Genomic DNA, 24,006 nt, shown 5'->3' on the forward strand with positions numbered 1-24,006 from the left:
GAAACCGGCCTTTATTTCAAACAGGACAAGCGGGCCTTCACCAACACTATTTCCGGTAAAAGCACTTTTATCTCTTCTTCTCCCAGTTTCTTCCAATGCACCACGAAATTAACGCGTGCTTCCTTCGGTTCATATCCTTTGTCCTGCCACTTCCCGATCTCGTTTTTGAAACTGTTTGAGAAACGGACAATTTCCCTATCCGACGAATCGTAACAACCGCCCTCCATCAACCGCAACGGCATGCCGCTTTTCAGATATCCAATCGACTCCTGTCTCCTTGCATCTTTGAAAAAGTCCAACCATACATCGTGATGCGTAAGTAAGAACGGCAAACGTTCCGGCGTCGGATAATAATCCTTATCGAACCGGACAATCTCTTCCTCATTGCCGAAAATTTCAGGATAATAGCTATTCAAATGGATCGATAACCGGTTTTTGGCACGTGTGAGAGCCACGTAAATCTCGCGTTTCTTTTCATCCGTGACAGGCTGGTTATCCTCCAATAAATTCCTATTATCGTTTAAAAGCAGGAAGACGTTGTCAAACTCTTTCCCTTTTGCCTTATGAATCGTAGAGACAATGATAGTTTCTCCCCGAACGGCATAGAAATCTTCCAGCTTTGATTCAAACAGATACGTTTCCCAATCCGAACGATACTTACGGGGATAAAGCTGTTCGAAATTCTGAATGATCCCCCGACAAATCTCCCAAGAGGCCGCCTCACAATATTCATTTTTAATAGTTTGTTTCGCCTCAATCCAACGTGCTTCATCTATCAGATGAACCCTCTCTTGCAATTCTAAAATCCGGTTGAAGAAACGCATTTCATCCATATCGCACAGACGGAAACCGTCATTCGACTGAATCAAATGGACAGGCATACGCTTTTCTTTCAGCAAACAGGCAACCTGTATCGCTTCCTCGTTTGTCTGAGTCAGTACGCAGGTCGTTCCGGTCAAAGGAGTTTCACAAATTTCCTGTACCAATGGCATAACCATATTCGGCGATTGGTACTGGACGATACGGATCTCACCTTCATCCTGATCGTGGGAAATGATCCGTGACTGCTTCATCCTTCCCGGTATAGTTTCCAAGAAACGATTCGCAAACTCGACCAAACGCTTCTTACTCCGGAAATTGATCAGCAAATCATGCGTACGGGCACCGTATTCATCGACCAGCTTTCTCATATATCGGGAATCCGAACGACGGAAACTGTAAATATTCTGGTCGTCGTCACCTACCGCAATCACCTTCAGATCCTCGTTTTTCCGAATAAGCGCCTCCACCAGCGAAAACTCGTCTTCCGTCATATCCTGCGCCTCATCGATCACCAGAACCGTTTTTGTAATGCGGTTTATCTCTACTTCCCCATTGTCTATTTTCTCCACGGCATCGGCAATTACGGAAGACGATTTATCCAAAGAACCTTGCAGCCCCAACAGGTCGAAACAATAAGAATGGAAAGTCTTGATCTCGACATAACCCGCGGCAGCCCCTATCAACTCCTGTAACCTTTGTCTGAATTCGCTCGCAGCGGCACGAGAGAAGGTCAGCATCAAGAGCTGTTCGTGCTTGACATCTTCCTCCAACAACAAGTAAGCCAGTTTATGAACAAGTACACGTGTCTTTCCGCTTCCGGGTCCCGCCATGACGACTATAGAGCCGGGACGGTCATCCTTGACAATCTCCAACTGTGTTTCGGACAATTCCCCCAATAACCGCTGGAGTTTGGTATTCGTCATTTTCCGGTTAATCTCATTCCTCCGTTTACCGGGGAAATATTTTTGGAGGAATGACAAATAATTCAACTGGAAATAGTCGTCAACAAACTCCAATGCATCGCCATTGCCGGAAAGCATTTTCCGTACATATTCGCCGACGATATTGATCTGCTGGATCTTATTGGCATAAAACAGTTCGAGTTTATGATAATCATCCTGTTTATATTGCATCTTATTATTCAGCACCAACCGGTCTATCTGCAGCCGGTTGTATAAAACCAAGAAGCCGCCTTCGATCTGCAAGGCTCCTATCCGCGAAAGATACAGAAGGGTATCTTCGATATCTTCCATCCGGATGACATGGCCGAACAATTGTTTCCGGACATCCTTCTCATACGCCTCTTTCAACTCAAGCACGGAAAACTCGACCAAAACATTTTCGGACTGTTCCTGTTCGCCGGACTGTCTTGTTTTCTCAAACAAATAACGAATGATGAAATCGGACAAGAGATGCCTCCCTTCCGTCAGTTCTTCCAGATCGAGGACCGATCCGGTACGGGCAATCGTGACATGGTTCCGCACATTATCCAGGTATATCCGTTTGATCCAGTTCTTTTCAGACCAAAAATTGAGGAGCCTGCTTAGCTTATCCGGCGAAATATTTTCTTCCGTCTCGATCTCGGCTTCTTCCCGCAGCTCTTTCAGATTGAAAGATTGTTCTTCAGTGGTAAAAACAGACAAGAGATATTCATCAAGACGGTTGTAAAGACGGACTGTTTCGAGCGAACGATTGCTGTTTTCACCTTTTTTTATATAGGCTGTCAGGTCACAAGCATCTGCCAGAATATTTTCTTCCCGCAACAAGCGAATGATCAGCATCACTTCTTGCCGGGATATTCCCAAATGGTCCGAGATATAATCGATACGGGATTCCGGGATCTCGCCATTGGCATGCTTGCGACTTCTCGTCGAAATCAATTTTTTGATGATGCGTATGGCTTCTTCCTCCTGGGTGCCGTTAAAACGCGGAGAGGCTATTATCCTATCGATAGCCTCCTGAGCCGTTTTCGCAAGGATGCTATCGGCAAAAACACACGGATTGTTTTGCCCCCGCCGGATATAACCGGCTTCTTCAAGCGTGGCTATCGCAGTGGTAACACGCGTTTCCACGTCCAGGATATTTTCATCCCAACCGGCTTTGCGGGCAAGTTCGAGAGCAGACAACGAAATCCTGGAAGCGGTAAGTTCTTTAATTGCTTTCCAAACCTGCTGTATCTCTTTAATACGCAGTTTGGTCTGATTGAGCAGATAGAAGTGCTTGTCCAGATCCTCTTCGTTGAAAAGAACGTAACAATCCGCCTCGATTGCTTCGTCACGTCCGGCTCTGCCAGCCTCCTGCACATAATTCTCTAACGAATCCGAGATCTCGTAATGGACCACCAGACCGACATTTTTCTTGTCGACCCCCATCCCAAAAGCAGAAGTAGCGACCATTATCCGGATTTTATTGGCAATGAAATCATTCTGACTGGATGTTTTCATCCGGGTCTCCATCTTCCCGTGAAAAGTGCCGGCCGAAAAACCGTCCAGCTGCAAGCGCATGGCTACTTTGGCTGCCGTACGAGTACGGGATACGTAAACGATAGCCGGACAATCATGTTCTTCAACGATACTCCGCAGCAGTTCATACTTCTCATCTTCATCTTTTACCTTGAAAACCTTGTATTTTAGATTTTTACGGGTACTTCCCGAACAGAATGTTCTAAAGCGTATATTCAGCTTTTCGAAAAAATAGTCTTTGATATCTTCTATTACATTCTGCTTGGCAGTGGCAGTAAAACAGGACACAGGTATCGCTTGCTTCCCTCCTTTTTGTTCCTGTAACAGACGTATAAAATCGCCTATATATAGATAATCCACGCGGAAATCCTGTCCCCAAGCCGAGAAACAGTGCGCCTCGTCAATAACGAAACGAACCACTTTGCGCCCGACCAACAACCGCTCTATTGTTTTCGAACGAAGCGACTCCGGCGATATATACAACAAGGAAACCGATCCTTCTTCCACTCTTTGGATGGCGTGGGCACGTTCCACCGGATCCAACATCCCGTTGATGGTAACAACATCCATGATTTCATTCTTCCACAGGTTATCCACCTGGTCCTTCATCAGGGATTGCAAGGGAGAGATAACGACAGTAAGTCCTTTTATCCGTTTACCGCTCATCAAAGCCGGAAGCTGGAAGGTGATGGATTTTCCTCCGCCTGTCGGAAAAACGGCCAAAAGAGATTCTTCTTTAATCGCAGCCTCCACCGCTTTTTGCTGCAGATCTTCTCCTTCATAAGTACGGAACGAATCATACTTGAAAAAATATTTCAGTCCTTCCTTACTATTGAATGCTCCTTTGCAATAAGCACATTTATTATTTTCACAAGGTGTATCCCGCAAACGATCCATCACCCATCCTACTTTCGGATAATTATGCAATACCCAGAGCGGAATGGCGGAATGGCGATCCCAACAACCTATCAAAGACAGGCAATAAGCTAATTCCACCGGATAAGAGGCTATCAGTTCAGCAAGGGGAGAAGATATACATATTTCTTTATCGAAACGCTTAAGGATAATACCCGGAAAATCATCCGGAATATCCGGCGCATAATCTATGTAATCAAAAAAGCCGCCGAACTCATCCGTATCATGCAATAATCCGTAATAGATCATTTTCCGCATACTGTCCAGGCGCTCAAAAGCGTTTTGTTCTTCCTCGAACAGCACCAACGATTTCAGCGAATCGTTTACCGGGTTATTAGGTTTGCCGGCCTGCAATTTATCATCCTTCAATAGTTGATGATGCTGGTTTTCCGGGAACAGCAACGAGGACAAATAGAGCGTATCAATTATTTTCGGTTGCCGGTAGCCTGCTTTCTCAAACTGAGGTTTCAAATATAAAAGATCATGTTTTAATATATTATGTCCACCTATATAAGGTACCCGATGCAAAAAAAGCAACAGATTTTCAAAGGAATTTTCATGAAAAGGAGTTCTGTCGGACCGGATAGCTCCGATATCCACTACCCGGCAGGTGTTCAGCGTTACTTCCAAATCAACAAAGGTGATGTCTTTCATGGACTATATTTTTGTTTTGTGGCAAAAATACATTTTTTATTTTATCCGGCAATATCCTCTTCTTTTATCTTCAAGGTAACCGCACCAAGAGAATCTTTCTCCGACCATCTTTTTCCATATTGACATTTTGATAACCCAATAAGGGTTTTTGCTATCAGATAGAATGTTAAAAAATATTACCCTTGCGGGTAATTTCCAAAATATGCCCTATTAATTCAAATTAGATGGGATAAGGGTGTCATTTTGATAATAATCTTTTGCCGGAAACGGGAGAAACCGACTCTCCTCCGGACGAAGAAAGACCGGGAGAACGCTAAGACTCTTTTCTCTCGACTAAGAAATCTCACATTTTCATGTTTCCTGTTACAAAAAATACATATATTTGTCTGACATTAAAATTCAAATTATGAAAATTTACTACTTTATTATCACCCTCATTATCTGTTTTTGTGTCCCCCTTCAGGCACAAAACAAAGCGGACAATTTTAAGCAACAGGCACAGAATAGCTTTGAGAACAAAGACTATACGAAAGCCCGCTATCTTTATATCCAAGCGTATAAGGATTATGCAAATGAAGGAAAAATAACGCAGGCAATCGAGTGCGGTACACAGGCGGCATCCCTCTATTACCGTGAGAACTACTATCAGGAAGCGTTCGATCTTTGCCGGCAAATGAGCCAGATAGTGGCGAATCAGGAACAGGCGGAACAAAAGAAACTGTACGACTTGCGTTTTATGATAACAAAAGAGCGCCTGCAGATGTACATCAAGTTGAGAAACGCCGCACAAGCGCAGCTCCAGCTTAACACGCTGGACAACCTGGCCGAAGAATCAGGCAGTCCCGAACTTTCCGAAGAGTTGTTGTACACTAAAACCGATTACTTCTATATCTTCGGACAGAAGAATGAAGGAGATGCAGCATTCAACAAACTCATCAGCCGATACCGGGAGAAAAAGGAATACGGCAAAGTCAGCGAATGCTATCAAAACCTGATCGCGATTGCACGCAAAGCCAACAATACCTCGCTGATGGAGCAGACCTACGAGAAATATATGGTATGGACCGATTCCGTAAAGATGCTTACCGCAGAGGATAAATTGGGCGTCTTGCAACAAAAATACGATGACAGCCTGCAAACGATACAGGAAAAAGACGATCAGCTATCCGCCAAGCAGTATGTCATCGCCGGACTCTGCACGTTGGTCGCCATCCTGATTGCCGCACTGGCATTCCTGGCATTCCTGGTCATGCGTTTCATCATCCTGAACCGGAAGTTGAAGAAGATTATCCGGACGATCACCGAGCACAGCGAGCAACAGACCGGATTCATCCAAAGCATATCGGCGCAGATGGAACCGACGCTGGACGAAATGAGCAAGTCGGTAGCCGGATTGCAGGCCGCCGCACCCGGACAGGCGAAGGCCATACAGGTCCGTGTCGATGCCCTGAAACTGTTCGGGAACCATATACAAGAACTTTCTTCGCTTGAAAACTCCTTGCTGGAGACCTATGAAGCGCAATCTTTTAATGTCAGCTCTTTCTGCGAGAAAGTGATGGAACAGATAAAAAAGGATGTCCGTCCGGGCGTCGAAGTCACCACGGATATCCCGAAGATCGAAATCAAGACAAATGCCGAACAGTTGCAACGCATCTTGCTGCATCTGCTGAGAAATGCGGCGATCTACACGACATCGGGCAAAATCAAGCTGGAATTTAAAAAGAAAGGAGCCCATATCTGCCAGTTTATTGTTACCGACAACGGTCCGGGCATCCCTGCCGAAAAGCAGGAAGTGATCTTCAAGCCCTTTACCGAAATCAAAGACCTGGCCGATGGTGACGGACTGGGATTGCCCATCTGCTCCCTGATCGCTTCGAAGATAAACGGCACACTGTCCATAGACCCCGAATACAAAAAAGGCAGTCGCTTTATTCTGGTATTACAGGTGTAACCTGACACATACATTGCCTGACGCAGGCGAACACGTTTCCCTGCGTCAGGCTACTTCCGGTAAATATCATTCCCTCCTCGCCTTTTACCTTCCTCCCAAACATGCATATCAAAAAAACACGGCACACTTTTACTTTGTTACGATAAAGTAGTAATAACGCTACAAATTATCACATAAACCAACCATTTGCTATCAAATAGGAACAGACCGACTCTTAGAATAAAAAAGCCTCTCTTCATTTGCACGCAATACTATTACATTTTGAAACAATTACCATATATTTGCCAGACATTTTGCTATCAAAAGCAAATATTTCACAAACATAAGGTCAACAAACAATGAAAGAAAGAAGCCATTTGAATAACAAACAAGGTTTATACGATCCGGTTAACGAGCATGACGCTTGCGGCGTAGGATTGGTCGTAAACGTTCACGGCGGCAAATCGCACGACATTGTAGAGTCCGCCCTTAAGGTACTGGAAAACATGCGGCACCGGGGTGCGGAAGGAGCGGATAACAAAACCGGCGACGGTGCAGGCATCCTGCTGCAAATCCCACACGAGTTTATCTTACTGCAAGGCATCCCCGTACCGGAAAAAGGCAAATACGGAACCGGGCTGGTCTTCTTTCCGAAAGACGAGACGCAGCGTTCGGCCATCCTCAGTATCATGATCGAAGAGATCGAAAAGGAAGGGCTGACCTTGATGCATCTGCGCAAAGTTCCTGTCAACACGGACATCTTAGGAAAAGACGCACAAGACACGGAACCGGATATCAAACAGGTGTTCATCACCGGATGCGACGACCGGCAGGTATTGGAACTGAAACTCTACCTCATCCGCAAACGGATCGAGAAGCGGGTGGCGGCATCCGACATACCGGACAGGAAGGATTTCTATGTGGTGTCGCTTTCCACCAAGAGCATCATATATAAAGGTATGCTGGAGTCGATGCAGCTTCGCCACTACTTCCCCGACCTGACCAACCACTACCTGACAAGCGGGCTGGCACTCGTCCACTCCCGTTTCAGCACGAACACATTCCCGACCTGGAGCCTGGCACAACCGTTCCGCCTCCTGGCACACAACGGGGAAATCAACACCATACGGGGCAACCGGGGCTGGATGGAAGCACGCGAAAGCGTCCTGTCCTCTCCCCGCATCCCGAACATAGACGAGATACGCCCGATCATCCAGCCGGGTATGAGCGACAGCGCTTCGCTGGACAACGTGCTGGAGTTCTTCGTGGCGTCCGGCATGAGCCTGCCGCATGCGATGGCGATGCTGGTCCCGGAAAGTTTCAACGAGAAGAACCCGATATCGGAAGATCTGAAGGCGTTCTACGAATACCACTCCATCCTGATGGAACCGTGGGACGGCCCGGCCGCCCTGCTCTTCAGCGACGGACGGTATGCCGGAGGAATGCTCGACCGTAACGGCCTGCGCCCGGCACGCTACCTGATCACGAAAAACGGCATGATGGTCGTGGCATCCGAAGTGGGCGTGATGGACTTCGAGCCGGGTGAGATAGAGGAAAAGGGACGACTGCAACCGGGCAAGATCCTGCTGGTCGATACGGAAGAAGGCAAGATCTATTACGACGGCGAACTGAAAAAGCAGCTTGCCGACGCACAGCCCTACCGCGTCTGGCTGGCAAACAACCGGGTCGAACTGGACGAACTGAAATCCGGGCGCCGCGTCCCGCACACCGTTTCCGGATATGACAGGATGCTACGCACTTTCGGGTACAGCCGCGAAGACATCGAGCGCATCATCACCCCGATGTGTACAGGCAGCGCGGAGCCGGTCGGTTCGATGGGGAACGACACGCCGTTGGCCGTCCTCTCCGAGCGTCCGCAACTGTTGTTCAACTATTTCCGCCAACAGTTCGCACAGGTGACGAACCCGCCGATCGACCCGCTTCGTGAAGAATTGGTCATGAGCCTGACGGAATATATCGGTGCCGTAGGGAGCAACATCCTCATTCCGAACGAGGCACATTGCAAGATGGTACGCCTCGCCCATCCGATACTGACCAACACGCAATTAGATATTCTTTGCAACATCCGCTATAAAGGTTTCAAGTCCGTCAAGCTGCCGATGCTCTTCGAAGTGTCGCGAGGCAGTGAAGGACTGAAAGCCGCCCTCGACCGCCTTTGCAAGCAAGCGGAACAGTCTGTCGCAGACGGCGTGAACTACATCATCCTGAGCGATAAGGACGTGGATGAGACGCATGCACCGATTCCTTCACTCCTTGCCGTCAGCGCCGTGCACCACCACCTGATTTCCGTACAGAAACGGGTACAGACCGCATTGGTGGTGGAGACGGGGGAAATGCGCGAAGTGATGCACGCCGCCCTGCTCTTAGGTTACGGGGCAAGCGCCATCAACCCGTATATGTCGTTCGCCATCCTCCAGGACTTGGTGGACAGGCAGGAGATACAACTCAACTACGAGACGGCGCGCAAGAACTATATCAAAGCGCTTTGCAAAGGCCTGTTCAAGGTCATGAGCAAGATGGGGATCAGTACGATCCGCAGCTATCGAGGCGCCAAGCTGTTTGAGGCAGTCGGCCTTTCGACCCCACTCATCGACACCTATTTCGGCGAGACGACCAGCAGTATAGGCGGTATCCGCCTGCAAGAGATAGCCGCCGACGCCATCGCCCTGCATCATCAGGCTTTCCACGAAACGGCGGACAACTTGACTCTTGAGCATAAAGGGCTATACAGCTTCCGTAAAGACGGTGAGAAACACGCGTGGAACCCGGAGACGATCTCGGCTCTTCAACTGGCAACGCGCCTGGGCAGCTATAAGAAGTTCAAGGAATACACGCATCTCGTAGACGAAAAGGATGCACCGATCTTCCTCCGCGACTTCCTGACCTTCCGGACGGGAAAGCCTGTTCCGGTCGAAGAGGTGGAACCGGCAAGCGAGATCATGAAACGTTTCGTCACGGGAGCCATGAGCTTCGGCTCGATCAGCAAGGAGGCCCACGAGACGATGGCGATGGCGATGAACAAGATACACGGACGCAGCAACACCGGGGAAGGGGGCGAAGATTCCGCCCGCTTCACTCCCCGCGAAGACGGTCTCTCCCTCCGTTCCGCCATCAAACAAGTGGCCTCCGGGCGTTTCGGCGTGACGGCCGAATATTTAGTGAATGCGGACGAGATACAGATCAAAGTCGCCCAAGGCGCAAAGCCGGGCGAAGGCGGACAACTGCCGGGATTCAAGGTTAACGAGGTGATTGCCAAAACGCGTCACTCCATTCCGGGTATCTCGCTGATCTCTCCTCCTCCCCACCATGATATTTACTCGATCGAAGACCTGGCGCAACTGATCTTCGACCTGAAAAACGTCAACCCGCAAGCCGAGATAAGCGTGAAGCTGGTATCGGAAAGCGGCGTCGGGACGATCGCAGCAGGCGTGGCAAAAGCGAAGGCCGACCGCATCGTCATATCGGGTGCCGAAGGGGGGACGGGTGCTTCGCCGATAAGCTCCATCCGCTATGCCGGACTGCCTCCCGAACTGGGATTGTCGGAGACGCAACAGACACTGGTCATAAACAACCTTCGCGGGCAGGTCCGCCTGCAAACCGACGGACAGTTGAAGACCGGACGCGACATCGTCCTGATGGCCCTGTTGGGAGCCGAAGAGTTCGGTTTCGCCACTTCCGCCCTGATCGTGCTGGGCTGCGTGATGATGCGCAAATGCCACATGAACACCTGCCCGGTGGGTGTCGCCACCCAAAACGAGGAACTGCGCAAACGTTTCCACGGCCACCATGAATATTTGGTGAACTTCTTCACCTTCCTTGCCGAAGAGGTCCGGGAATATTTGGCGGAGATGGGCTTCAAGAAGCTGGATGACATCATCGGGCGCACGGATTTGATCGAGCGGCGCCCCTCTACGCCATCTGTGTCCGGCAAATACGCATTGCTCGATTTCTCCAAGTTACTGCACACCCCGGCACAGGCTGCCGCAAATGCCATCCGGCATACGACAGAGCAAGTACATCCGATCGGTCATGTGAAAGATCGCGATATCATCCTGCATGCCATGCCTGCCATCGAGCACCGACAAGAGATTTCTTTGGATTATGCCATAGCCAACACCGACCGCTCGGTAGGCGCCATGCTCTCCGGCGAGATTGCCAGACGATACGGCAACGCAGGACTGCCGGAACATACGCTCAATATCAAATTCAAAGGTTCAGCCGGACAGAGCTTCGGTGCCTTCCTTGCGCACGGTGTCAACTTCCGACTCGAAGGGGAAGCTAACGATTATTTAGGCAAAGGCTTGAGCGGCGGACGCATCAGTGTGATGCCTCCGGTACGGTCGACCTTCGTGGCCGAAAACAACACGATTGCCGGAAACACCCTGATGTACGGGGCGACAAGCGGTGAAGTGTATATCAACGGACGTGTAGGCGAACGTTTCTGCGTGCGCAACTCCGGCGCTATCGCCGTCGTGGAAGGAGTAGGCGACCACTGTTGCGAATATATGACCGGAGGACGCGTGGCGGTCCTCGGACGTACAGGCCGCAACTTCGCCGCCGGCATGAGCGGAGGTGTCGCTTATGTGTGGAACAAGGAAGGGGACTTCGACTACTACTGCAATATGGAGATGGTCGAACTCTCGCTGATCGAAGACAGCACCACACGCAAGGAACTGCACGAGCTGATCCGTAAGCACTACCATTTCACCGGCAGCCACCTCGCCGGCAAGATGCTCGACAACTGGGACAAGTATGCGGATGAGTTCATCCAAATCGTCCCGATCGAATATAAAAAGGTCTTGCAGGAAGAGCAGATGAAGAAGTTGCAGAAGAAAATCGCCGAAATGCAACGCGACTATTAGTGAACAACACGGATGGAAGCCGGAATACGACCGGGGGAGAGACATCTCTCTCATAATTCAGTCTTAAATATAAATTAAAGCATTCATTCACAATGGGAAATCCGAAAGCATTCCTCACCATACACCGGCAAGAAGCCGGATATCGTCCCGTCCACGAACGCATCGACGACTTTAGCGAAGTAGAACAAACGCTCAACAGCAGCGACCGCCGCACACAGGCCTCCCGCTGCATGGACTGCGGCGTACCTTTCTGCCACTGGGCCTGCCCGTTGGGTAACAAACAACCCGAATGGCAAGACCTGCTCTATAAAGGCAAATGGCGCGAAGCCTTCCACGTGTTGGAGCAGACCTGCGACTTCCCGGAGTTTACCGGACGCATCTGCCCCGCCCTCTGTGAGAAAAGCTGTGTGCTGAAACTGAGCTGCGACGAGCCAGTCACGATACGCGAGAACGAAGCAGCCATCGTAGAAGCCGCTTTCCGCGAAGGATACATCCAACCGGTTCGCCCTGTCCGCAACGGCAAGCGGGTAGCCGTGATCGGCAGCGGCCCCGCCGGACTGGCAGCCGCCAACCAACTGAACCGCCGGGGATACGAAGTGACGGTATTCGAGAAGTACGAACTGCCGGGCGGCCTGCTCCGATTCGGCATCCCGAACTTCAAATTAGGGAAGAACATCATCGACCGCCGTATCCGGTTGATGGAACAGGAAGGGATCGTCTTCAAAGTCAACACGATGGTCGGCAGCGAAGTATCCGCCAAAGAGATCGCCTCGACGTTCGATGCCGTCTGTGTCGCCATCGGTTCCGAAGTGCCACGCGACCTTCCCATCGAAGGCCGTAACCTGAAAGGCGTCCATTTCGCCCTCGAACTGCTGTCGCAACAGAATCGCCTCCTCGAAGGCATCGCCATCCCGCCTAAAGACATCATCAACTGCAAGGGCAAGAAAGTCCTCGTTATCGGTGGCGGCGACACGGGAAGCGATTGCGTCGGGACCGCCAACCGCCACAGAGCCGCGAGCGTGACGCAAATCGAAATCATGCCCCAGCCACCCGTCGGACAGAACCCGGCAACGCCCTGGCCCCTCTACCCGCAGGTGCTGAAGACAAGCAGCAGCCACGAAGAGGGATGCGTCCGCCGCTGGAACCTCGCCTCCGTCCGCTTCATCGGCGACAAGAACAGCCTTAAAGGCGTCGAAGTCGAAGAGGTGGAATGGTTACCGGCCAAAGAAGGGAACCGGCCGGAAATGCATAAAACCGGCCGCACGGAAGTGATCGAAGCCGACCTGGCGTTTCTCGCGATGGGCTTCATCCACCCCGAACAGGAGGGCCTCGTCAAAGAACTGTCCCTTGCTGTCGACACACGCGGCAACATCGCCGTCGATCCGGTCACCAACCGGATAGCCGGTACCCACCTCTTCGCTTCCGGCGATGCCGTCAGCGGGGCCAGCCTCGTCGTCCGTGCCATGGCCTCCGGCCGCAAAGCCGCCGCCGCCATCGACCAATATCTCAGAGACAAATAACTTTTAATTATTAATTATCAATTATTAATTCCCATGTGTGGCATTACAGCAATCTTCAACATCCATAGCGGCGCTGCCGACCTTCGTCAACAGGCCCTGAAAATGAGTAAACGCATCCGTCACCGCGGCCCGGACTGGAGCGGCATCTATCAAGGCAAGACCGCCATCCTCGCCCATGAACGCCTCTCCATCGTCGATCCGGCATCCGGAGGCCAACCGCTGAAAAGCAAGGACAGTCAACTTATCCTCACCGTCAACGGCGAGATATACAACCACCGCGAACTCCGCGAACAGTTGAAAGGCGAATATGAATTCCAGACCGGAAGCGACTGCGAAGTCATCCTCGCCCTCTACCGCAAATACGGTGTGGGATGCGTGGAAAAGCTGAGTGGGATCTTCGGGTTCGCCCTCTACGACGAAGCGAACGACTGCTACCTGATCGCCCGCGATCCGATCGGCGTCATTCCCCTCTATATCGGCCACGACGACGAAGGGCATCTCCTCGTATCATCCGAACTGAAAGGGCTCGAAGGTTTCGCGACCGCATACGACCAGTTTCCCCCGGGACACTATTTCTATAGCCGCGATAAGGATTTCACCCGCTGGTACGTCCGCGACTGGATGCAATATGACAATGTCAAAGACAATCCCGCCAATGTAAAGGAACTGCACGATGCTCTCGAAGCGGCCGTACGCCGCCAGTTGATGAGCGACGTGCCCTACGGCGTACTCCTCTCCGGCGGTCTGGACTCGTCCATCACCTCCGCCATAGCCAAAAAATACGCTGCCAAACGTATCGAGACCGAAGGAAAGGCAGATGCATGGTGGCCCCAGCTGCACTCTTTCGCCGTCGGCCTCAAAGGAGCGCCCGACTTAGCGGCAGCCAAGAAAGTGGCTGAGTATATCGGTACTGTCCACCACGAGATCAACTACACGATCGAAGAAGGACTCGATGCCATCCGCGACGTGATCTACTACATCGAGACATACGACGTGACAACCGTCCGCGCCTCAACCCCGATGTACCTGCTGGCCCGTGTAATCAAGTCGATGGGTATCAAGATGGTATTGAGCGGAGAAGGGGCGGACGAGGTGTTCGGAGGTTACCTTTATTTCCACAAAGCCCCGGATGCAAGGGCCTTCCACGAAGAGACCGTCCGCAAACTAAGCAAACTCTATATGTACGACTGCCTCCGGGCCAACAAGAGCTTGTGTGCCTGGGGTGTGGAAGGCCGTGTCCCTTTCCTCGACAAGGAGTTCCTCGATGTTGCCATGCGCCTCAATCCCGAAGCCAAAATGTGTCCCGGTAGCGTGATCGAGAAGAAAATCCTCCGCGAAGCCTTTGCCGAGATGCTCCCCCCGGAAATCGCCTGGCGTCAGAAAGAACAGTTCTCCGACGGCGTCGGCTACAGCTGGATCGACACGCTGAAGAAGGTGACCGCCCAAGCCGTCAGCGACACCGAAATGGCAAACGCCGCCCTGCGCTTCCCGATCAACACGCCGCAAAACAAAGAAGAATACTTCTACCGTACCATCTTCGAAGAACATTTTCCCAGCGAAAGCGCCGCCCGCAGCGTACCGAGCGTCCCCAGCGTCGCCTGCTCCACAGCCGAAGCCCTCGCCTGGGATACTTCCTTCAAAAACATGAACGATCCGAGCGGACGGGCGGTGAAAGGGGTACATGAAGCGGCATACTGACCACAGTATGCCGCTCGGCACGTGCGATTCTTCAAATCAGGACGTAAAAAATTTGATTCTAAATCAAAAATAGTATTTTTGTCACCTCAAAATACGAACAGGATTTTTAAGTTTATGAATATCAAATTAAGGGATAACATCACCGGAGTATTAGGGGTAATCATTAGTTTCATTCTCACAATCGGTTGTACGGACAACAATGATAACAACGGGCCGATAGAAAGTAAATACGGTCTTATTCAAATGTCTGAAAATGATTATAACCCAGACAATACTTCCTATATTTTACAGGATGGCGAACCTGACAGCCTTCTTTTTAACCGCAACCAACGCAGTTTTCGTGTAAACGCTCCTTTACAGGTTTCCATCACCGACAACCAAGAATTCCTTTTCCGTTTTTACTGTCCGAGAGGAATCAATAACGTAATCGTATGGGCAACCATAGAGGGGCATGAAAAGGAATTACGATTTGCGGAATTCACACGAATACAACCTTTCCAAGAATTCCGGACGAAAATTCCTTTTATCAATAAGGATAAAATCTATTATACCCGGCAAGGTGAAGAAGTGATCGTCCCGGCAACTCCCGATATCAAAGCCGGCAACATCAAATTGCGAATTGAGTCTGTCGACCCTGTCTATCAAGGCATGATCAATGTAAAACCTAAATGGAATATCTGGTTCGGCAAATACTCCGGATCCAACTGGGGCAGTTTTGCTCCCCATCTGGCCAGAGAAGCGGTAGCTTTGTCCTTGAACATGGCAGCCATGTTCTCGACTTCCCTGTTCGAACAGGAACTGGACAAATGGAAGGGAAAACTGATCAACAATGGAAACGTTGTCGATATCAACACGTTGAAAAAACAAATCACCAATCATTCAGGATTTTGCTTCGGACGTGTAGTGAACGTAGTGGGACTCGGAGGAGGCAACACCTACGGATTAGGCGAATATGTTTATTTAACCCATTATGCCGACGATGCCAACGGAAGCGACACTCCCTATCACGAGATGGCACACTGCCTGGGCTACGGGCATAGCGGCAATATGACCTATTATCCGGCGGAGGGGGGGTTCCCGACCGTCTGCATGAAAGTCTACTCGCAACTGTCCAGGGAAAAGAAATTACCGGTCTATTCACGCCGCTTCCTTCATACAAGACGAAACAAGAACCTGGTGGAAAACAAAAGTATCTATACCGCTTCTGCCTATATCATCGAAGATCCGGAGTTGGATGCCATAGATGGCGGTCTTAGCATTCCTTTCACAGAAACGGACAAGGCCGGACACGAAGGCTCCCCTCTTTCTTTTACCATTTCCGTACTGGACGTACCGAGAGCAACGGTCGAAACGTTTCAGCCCAAAGCCGTCCACTTGTACCAAAACATACTGTATGTAGCCAACAGCGCTCCCGGCCATTACAGTCTTGAAATCTTCGATGTTTCTTCCGGCATCCGCCATATACGGAGCATCCGAAAATGGACAGACAACGAGACAGAAGAGACATTTGCCGGAGAACCTACCGGGGTAACCCGCTCTTTCAATAAAATATATGTGGCAAACGCAGGAAGTCGTACAGATGTATTCGACGCTTCCACATATGAATTCATAACCTGTATCGGAACCGGGACGTGGGGAGAAGGAAATTTTCAGACTGTCCATGCCTTTGATGTGGTCGCCAGCCAAGGAAGCATCCTGATCCGGGACAAACGCAAACTGGTCGTCGTTCTGGAAAACGACGTGCAACCCGGTACGGCACGAAAAATCCCCGTCTACAGCCGCAGCGCCAACCTGAAAGAGGCTTTCGGGACATACGGAATCGCAATCAACGAAAAAGGGCTCATCTATGCGACCGCCCAAAATACGAAGAAAGTCCATATCTTCGATCCGAAAAACATACGAGAAGGCAACAGCGGTTTCATGTATAACAACGTTTCCCTCGGTTTTGAAAACGCACCCCAATCATTAGCTTTCATCGGTAACCGATTATTCGTAACTCTGCGTGCCAATAGCAAACAGTCCGAGCTATGGGAAATCGACCCGTCCAACGGCAAGCTGTTGCAAAATCTCACCGGCACCCTCACAGAGCCTGAAAAAATAACGGCCTCCCGCCAGACATTGCTGGTAGTAGACCGTGGAACGCAAAGTATCAGAGCGATACCCGCAAAGGATTTATAAAAAATCCTTCCGCATCGGACTGAACGTATCGACCAGGACTCCTGCTTCCAAGCACCGGCAACCGTGCAGGACACCTGGTTTCATATAGACTCCATCGCCTGCACGGACGACCTTCGTCTCGCCATCCGTCGTGAACTCGAACACGCCGCTTGCCACATAAGTCGCCTGCGTATGCGGGTGTGTATGGGGCGTACCGACAGCCCCGGTTTCAAACTTGACCTTAACCATCATCAGGTCGTCATTGTAGGCCATGATCTGGCGAACGACACCTTCGCCGGCATTTTCCCACTTTATTTCGCTCTCATACTGAAAATTATTACTTTCCTTCTCCATCCTATTCTGTTTATATGCAGACAAAAATAGAAATAAATACAGAAACAGGAATAGGATTATCCGTCAAATTGTCCTACTTTTGAGGAATAATATAAATTTATATTCACATGAAAAACAAGATTTCTACCGGGGCGCTCTTCGCCATGCTTCTGCTAATGGTTATGCTTCCCCGAACAGGACATTCACAAGAGATCGATCCCAATGCTTATTACGAGATCGTAAGCAGTAACAATCTGGTTCTCGACAATCAAGACAGCGAAGATGACGGGACACAGATATTCATCAACAACCGCGTGGAGAACCGGATGTCGCAGGTGTGGCAACTGACGACTCCCGGCTATGGGGTCTATAAGATCTGCACGCCCCTTTCCGACAAATGCGTGGACAACAACAACACGAAAGAACCGGGCCCGGTTATCCAGTGGGACAATGGAGCGACCAATATGAACCAGTTCTGGAAACTCACGAAGGTAGGCGAAAACACCTACACGTTCACCAGTATTGCCAACGGGCTGAACCTCGGTATCAGCGACGACGGACAGCCGGGGAAAGCGGCTCTCCAGCTTGCCGCCGATTCGACCAGTGCCAGACAACACTGGACGCTGCGCCGGTCGAATCTCAAAATAGACAAGGAAGCCCTGCGCGGATCGAGCGACAACGATTGGGAGAACGAAACCATCTTTGCCGTTAACAAGGAACCGGGACATGCGACCTACGTGCCTTTCCCTTCCGTCGAGAGCCTGAAAAGTTCGCCCGATTACCGGAAAGCCTGGATCCGCCCGAACTCGCCGCGTTACCAACTGCTGAACGGCAACTGGAAGTTCAACTGGGTGAAACAGCCGTCCGAACGTCCGGTGGACTTCTACAAACCGAACTACGACGTAGCCGGCTGGAAAGAGATACCGGTTCCCTCCAACTGGGAAATGTATGGATACGGTACTCCGATTTATACGAACATCACCTATCCGCACCGCAACAATCCTCCCTTCATACAAGGCAAGAAAGGATATACGATTATGGACGAACCGAACCCGGTAGGCTCCTACCGCCGGGACTTCAACATTCCGGACGACTGGAAAGGGAATGAAATCTTCATCCATTTCGACGGAGTCTACAGTGCGATGTACCTCTGGGTGAACGGGAAGAAAGTCGGTTACAGCCAGGGTGCGAACAACGACGCCGAGTTCAATATCACGAAATATGTAAAGCCGGGCAAGAACGTGCTGGCGGTCGAAGTGTATCGCTGGAGCGACGGCAGCTATCTGGAAGACCAGGATATGTTCCGCCTGAGCGGTATTCATCGGGATGTGTACCTGTTTGCAACTCCGAAGCTACGGTTGCGCGATTACTATCTGACTTCGACTTTCGCCGGTGACGATCTGGGAAAAGCGACATTCAACGTCCGGACGAACGTGATGAATTACGGCAAACCGGTGGACGAAGCAGTTGTCGATATCACGCTGCTGGACCAGGACGGCAAGCAGGTCGCTTTCATATCCGACGTAGTCAAGGATATCAAAAAAGGACAGGAAGCGGTCAACACTGCCAGCGTGGAAGTCAGGAACCCGCACTTATGGTCTGCCGAAACCCCTTACCTCTACACCGTCATCCTGGATCTGAAGGACAAGACCGGGCAGACGCTCGAGGCGATGACAACGCAATTCGGTTTCCGCAAGATCGAGATCAAGGACAAGCGGGTGTATATCAACAACGAACAGGTATTCTTCAAGGGCGCCAACCGCCACGACATCCATCCGCAGCACGGGAAAGCCGTCCCGGTCGAATCGATGATCGAAGATATATTGCTTTTCAAACGCTATAACCTGAACACGATCCGCACCAGCCACTATCCGAACGATGCCAAGATGTATGCGTTGCACGATTATTACGGCATCTACGTGATGGATGAAGCCGACATCGAGTGCCACGGCAACCATTCCATCAGCAACAAGGAAAGCTGGCTGCCCGCCTATGTGGACCGTATGGTTCGCATGATCGAACGGGACAAGAACCATCCGTCCGTCATCTTCTGGTCGATGGGTAACGAATCCGGCGACGGCAAGAACTTCGACACGGTATATAAGGAAGCCCGCAAACTCGACCCGCGTCCGATCCACTATGAAGGAAAGAACCGGATTGCCGATATGGACTCTCGCATGTATCCTTCCATCGAATCGATGAAGGAACAGGACGAGCAAAAAAGCGACAAGCCGTTCTTCCTCTGCGAATATGCACATGCCATGGGCAATGCGATCGGTAACCTCGACGAGTATTGGGATTACATCGAGAATCATTCCTGCCGCATGATAGGCGGTTGTATCTGGGACTGGGTGGACCAGGGTATCAACAAATACGGTGAACTGCCGAACCGTTACTACTTCGGCGGTGGTTTCGGCGACAAGCCGAACGACTTCGATTTCTGCTGTAACGGAATCGTGACTCCCGATCGCCAGGTGACACCGAAATTGATTGAGGTGAAGAAAGTGTACCAATACATCAAATTCAAACCGGTAGACCTGAAGGCGGGTAAAATGAAGTTGGAAAACCGCTATGATTTCCTGAACCTGGATCAGTTCGATTTGCAATGGCAATTGTTAAAAGACGGCCAAGTGGTCGAATCGGGTGTATTACCGTTAGGCAATGTAGCTCCGAACAAAAATATCGAAGTGACGATTCCTTATAAAACAGCTTTGGACGCGGGCAGTGAATACTTCCTCAATCTGTCGGCCCGATTGAAAAAGGATTGTAATTGGGCGAATGCCGGACACGAAGTGGCATCCGAACAATATCCGTTGACCGGTAAGGTGTCTGTAGCTCCTGTCGACAGGACTTTCAACGACACGCTGAAAGTGGAAGAAGAGAAGGGGCAGATCGGTTTCCGGGCTCCGGGATTCTTCGTTGCCTTCAATCCGGAAACAGGAAAGATGATTTCCCTGCGTTATGCCGGCACGGATATGATCTATAATAAGGAAGGATTAGACCTCAACTGGTTCCGTGCGATGGACAACGACAAGCGGGATTATCTGCCGACAGCCATCACGAAACAGGCATTCGACTGGAAACAATCCGATGATAAAAAATCGGTGACTGTTACCACGAGCCATGAAGCCGTCGTAGGCAGCGGAGCGAAAAAAGTGGTACTGCCGTTCGAAGTCACTTATACGGTCTATGCGAGCGGTACGGTCGATGTGGATGCGACTTTCAAAACCGGCAACGACTTCAACCTGCCTCGCCTCGGCCTCCAGATTGCCTTGAACCCGACGCTCGAAATGGTGGAATGGTATGGACGGGGCCCGATCGAGAACTATTGGGACCGCAAGAATGCAGCCTATGTCGGCCTGTACAAGAACACCGTGGCCGGAATGGAAGAAGCCTATGTCCGCGCCCAGTCGATGGGGAACCGCGACGACGTACGCTGGCTGACGCTGAAAAGCCTCGACAACCAAGGCATCCGGATCACGTCTAAAGATCACCTGAACTTCAGTGCGCTCCACTTCACCGATCCGGAACTGTGGGGATTGACTTACGGGCACGACCTCGACAACATCCGCCGTGCCGAAGTGATTCTGAGCCTCGATTGCATCCAGCGCGGTATCGGTAACGGTAGTTGTGGCCCAGGCCCACGTCCGCATTATGAAATAGAAAAGAACAAAGACTATTCATACTCGTTCCGCATAGAGAACGCTAAATAATCATTGGACTTCAGTCCTGTTTCTAAATAAATACATCTGTTGATTATTTAATAGAAATGGGACTGAAGTCCCTACAAAAGCATTACTTTTAGACCACATCAAAAATGAAGAAGATTTTGTTCACCGCAGGGCTTGCTCTACTTGCATGGGGATCGACCAGCATGGCGCAAAGCATGTATTTCAGCAATAGTAAAGAATGGCTCCAAAAGGCGGAAGCCTGCCGGCCGGAACTGAGTTATCAAACCATTTCTCCTGTAAAAGTCGTCCGTTCCGTACAGGATGCAAAAGCCTTTCAAGGTTGGCGGATGGAAGAAGCCGGCGAGACGGACATCCTGTTCAACGAGCCTTTTAAGAAGCACCCTGACATCATACTGGATTTCGGTAACCACTACACCGGTTTCCTGACCTTCTCAATCAAGCCGTCCGGATTAACAGCCGCCGATGCTCCCGTCCGACTCAAATTTACATTTGCAGAAGTACCGGGCGAGTTGAACACTCCGCTCGAACCCTATAAAGGCGGCCTGGCCCGCTCCTGGATACAAGACGAGATCGTTACGATCACGAGCGTTCCCCATGAGATGACCATTCCGCGCCGTCTGGCAGGCCGTTACCTGAAAATCGAATTGCTCGGCATATCCGGCAGCTTCGATTTCGTATTCGACAACCTGACATTTAAGGCACAAACATCGGTCACGAATGAAGCCCCCGCCCTGGCCCAGACAACCGAACCGCTGATACGGGACATCTACAAGGTCGGCCTGAACACCCTGAAAGAATGCATGCAGACGGTCTATGAAGACGGACCGAAACGCGACCGCCGCCTGTGGATCGGCGACCTCTACCTCGAAGCGTTGGCAAATGCCTACACGTTTAAGAACCATGAACTGACGAAACACTGCCTGTACCTGTTAGCAGCATTTGCCAATGACGAAGGTTTGCTGCACGCGACCTTGTTAGAAAAGCCGAAACCACATCCGCAATACGGCACTCACACGCTGGACTATTGCCTCATATATAATGTAGCCCTGCTTGAATACCTGAAGGAAACCGGCGACAAGGAAACGGCCGACGACCTCTGGCCTGTCGCTGTCCGCCAGATCGAAATGGCTCTCCGCCAGTTCTCGCCGGAATGGATTTACGATATGGACAAGCGACCTCAATACTGGCTGGTATTCGATTGGAAAGACGGCTACGACCGGCAAGCATCCATGCAGGGACTGACCATCTTCACCCTACAACAAAGCTATGAACTGGCTAAAATGTTAGGCAAAGTAAAGGAGGCCGGCGAATGGCTGACAATCGCCGACAAGATGAAAAAAGCCGCCCGACAGCACTTCTACGACAAGAAGCGGGGCGTAATGGTCAGCGGCAAAGACAAGCAGGTTTCTTATCTGTCCCAGGTATGGATGATCCTGTCCGGCACGCTGAACAAGAAAGAGGGAGCTAAAGCAATGACGACCGTCATGTCCATGCCCGATGCCTGCTATCCGGGTTGCCCCTATGCCTATCATTATGTAATAGAAGCTCTTCTACAATGTGGAATGTTGCAGGAGGCCCGCAACCTGATTACGGATTACTGGGGCAGTATGGTGAAACGGGGAGCCGATACCTTCTGGGAAGTCTATGACCCGAACAATGACTACCTTTCTCCCTACGGCTTTTTTGTCATCAACAGCTATTGCCATGCCTGGAGCTGTACTCCGGTCTATTTCATCAATAAATATCCGGAAATTTTCCAGAAATAACCTTTTAAAACCCAAAAATTGGTCGGCGCAGGTCGTGCCGGCCACTTTCACCCCCAAAAGCTCACCGCATAGGTCACGCCGACCATTTCCAGTTTTCCAAAAAGCTATCCCGACTTGAGACAGGAATTTGTAAAAGGCAAACTTACAAAAACAAAGATAAAATAGGTATTATAATTACTATTTACAACATAAGACACCCTTATTTGTTATAATCCATCACATACATAATATTTTTACACATCAGGACACTATTTATAGATTTAATATATCAAAACGCCTTATATTTGCATCATAATAAAACAAAAAGATATAATAAGCAAAACAACAGCAATAAAATGACAGAATCAATCAGGTTTACAAAAATGCATGGAGCCGGAAACGACTATATATACGTGAATGCAATGGCTTTTCCGGTCCGGAACCCGGAAGAACTTGCCATCAGGCTGAGTGCTCCTCATACCGGGATCGGCTCGGACGGACTGGTTCTGATAGGTTCGTCGAAAATTGCCGACTTCAGCATGCGTATTTTCAATGCGGACGGTTCCGAAGCCATGATGTGCGGAAATGCCTCCCGTTGTATCGGCAAATATGTATATGACAAGAGATTGACGGACAAAAAAAACGTTACGCTGGAAACATTATCCGGCATCAAGGAATTGCAACTGACCACCCGGCAGCTTTCCGGTTCCCGCGAAGAGGTTACCGAAGTGACGGTCGATATGGGCTGTCCGGTAATAGGTGAAACGACCCTTAAAATAGAAGCCGGAGGCAATTTTTATACAGGAACGGTCGTCTCGATGGGGAATCCGCATCTCGTCATTTTTGTTGAAGATATCACGAATATAAATCTGCCGGTCATCGGACCTTTATTGGAATGCCATCCGCTGTTCCCGAACCGGACGAATGTCGAATTTGTTCAGGTATTAAGTACAAACAAAGTACGGATGAGAGTTTGGGAACGCGGGTCCGGCATTACGCAAGCTTGCGGGACCGGAGCCTGTGCGACAGCCGTAGCAGGCGTGGTACGCGGGAAAACCGGACGGAAAATCAAAGTCGTCATGGATGGAGGCCCCCTCACCATCCGTTGGGACGAAAATTCCGGACATGTCTATATGACCGGTGGAGCGGTCAAGGTATTCGAGGGGGAACTGGAAGTATAAACACAACAAAAAAC

General features: G+C 50.3%; 10 protein-coding genes. 8 read left to right on the forward strand and 2 right to left on the reverse strand.

Features of this window, described 5'->3' with window-relative positions:
• Positions 1 to 11: 11 nt before the first annotated feature.
• Complete coding sequence (locus ACW6QF_RS14190; protein WP_456088296.1) at positions 12 to 4,853, reverse strand: RecQ family ATP-dependent DNA helicase; 4,842 nt, start codon at positions 4,851 to 4,853, stop codon at positions 12 to 14.
• Positions 4,854 to 5,259: 406 nt separating this feature from the next.
• On the opposite strand from ACW6QF_RS14190, the gene ACW6QF_RS14195 reads away from it, so the two are divergent.
• From ACW6QF_RS14195 to ACW6QF_RS14215, 5 genes are all read left to right on the forward strand, one after another.
• On the forward strand, positions 5,260 to 6,804 hold the full coding sequence (locus ACW6QF_RS14195) for an ATP-binding protein (protein ID WP_456088297.1): 1,545 nt from the start codon (positions 5,260 to 5,262) through the stop codon (positions 6,802 to 6,804).
• Between the two features lie 338 nt (positions 6,805 to 7,142).
• A complete protein-coding gene (gene gltB, locus ACW6QF_RS14200) occupies positions 7,143 to 11,666 on the forward strand; it encodes a glutamate synthase large subunit (RefSeq protein WP_456088298.1) in 4,524 nt (1,507 codons plus the stop codon).
• A gap of 92 nt (positions 11,667 to 11,758) precedes the next feature.
• Positions 11,759 to 13,186, forward strand: a complete 1,428-nt coding sequence (locus ACW6QF_RS14205) for a glutamate synthase subunit beta (RefSeq protein WP_456088299.1) — start codon at positions 11,759 to 11,761, stop codon at positions 13,184 to 13,186.
• A gap of 33 nt (positions 13,187 to 13,219) precedes the next feature.
• Complete coding sequence (asnB, locus tag ACW6QF_RS14210) at positions 13,220 to 14,884, forward strand: asparagine synthase B (protein ID WP_456088300.1); 1,665 nt, start codon at positions 13,220 to 13,222, stop codon at positions 14,882 to 14,884.
• A 114-nt stretch (positions 14,885 to 14,998) separates the two neighbouring features.
• Positions 14,999 to 17,062, forward strand: coding sequence for a hypothetical protein (locus ACW6QF_RS14215; RefSeq protein WP_456088301.1), 2,064 nt, complete (start codon positions 14,999 to 15,001; stop codon positions 17,060 to 17,062).
• Here the strand turns inward: ACW6QF_RS14215 and ACW6QF_RS14220 are convergent.
• Positions 17,057 to 17,395 carry a cupin domain-containing protein gene (locus ACW6QF_RS14220; protein ID WP_456088302.1) on the reverse strand — a complete coding sequence of 113 codons (339 nt, stop codon included), beginning with the start codon at positions 17,393 to 17,395 and terminating at the stop codon, positions 17,057 to 17,059. The two genes, ACW6QF_RS14215 and ACW6QF_RS14220, sit on opposite strands and share 6 nt — an antisense overlap.
• A 107-nt stretch (positions 17,396 to 17,502) precedes the next feature.
• On the opposite strand from ACW6QF_RS14220, the gene ACW6QF_RS14225 reads away from it, so the two are divergent.
• The 3 genes from ACW6QF_RS14225 to dapF all read left to right on the forward strand — a co-directional run bounded on the left by ACW6QF_RS14225 (position 17,503) and on the right by dapF (position 23,992).
• Positions 17,503 to 21,087 (forward strand): glycoside hydrolase family 2 TIM barrel-domain containing protein, encoded by a 3,585-nt coding sequence (locus tag ACW6QF_RS14225; RefSeq protein ID WP_456088303.1) that lies wholly within the window; start codon positions 17,503 to 17,505, stop codon positions 21,085 to 21,087.
• Between the two features lie 104 nt (positions 21,088 to 21,191).
• Positions 21,192 to 22,832 (forward strand): alpha-L-rhamnosidase-related protein, encoded by a 1,641-nt coding sequence (locus tag ACW6QF_RS14230; RefSeq protein WP_456088304.1) that lies wholly within the window; start codon positions 21,192 to 21,194, stop codon positions 22,830 to 22,832.
• A 335-nt stretch (positions 22,833 to 23,167) separates the two neighbouring features.
• Positions 23,168 to 23,992: a diaminopimelate epimerase gene (dapF, locus tag ACW6QF_RS14235; RefSeq protein ID WP_456088305.1), complete on the forward strand. Its 825-nt coding sequence runs from the start codon at positions 23,168 to 23,170 to the stop codon at positions 23,990 to 23,992.
• Positions 23,993 to 24,006 lie beyond the last annotated feature (14 nt).

It is taken from the genome of Parabacteroides sp. (assembly GCF_977054455.1).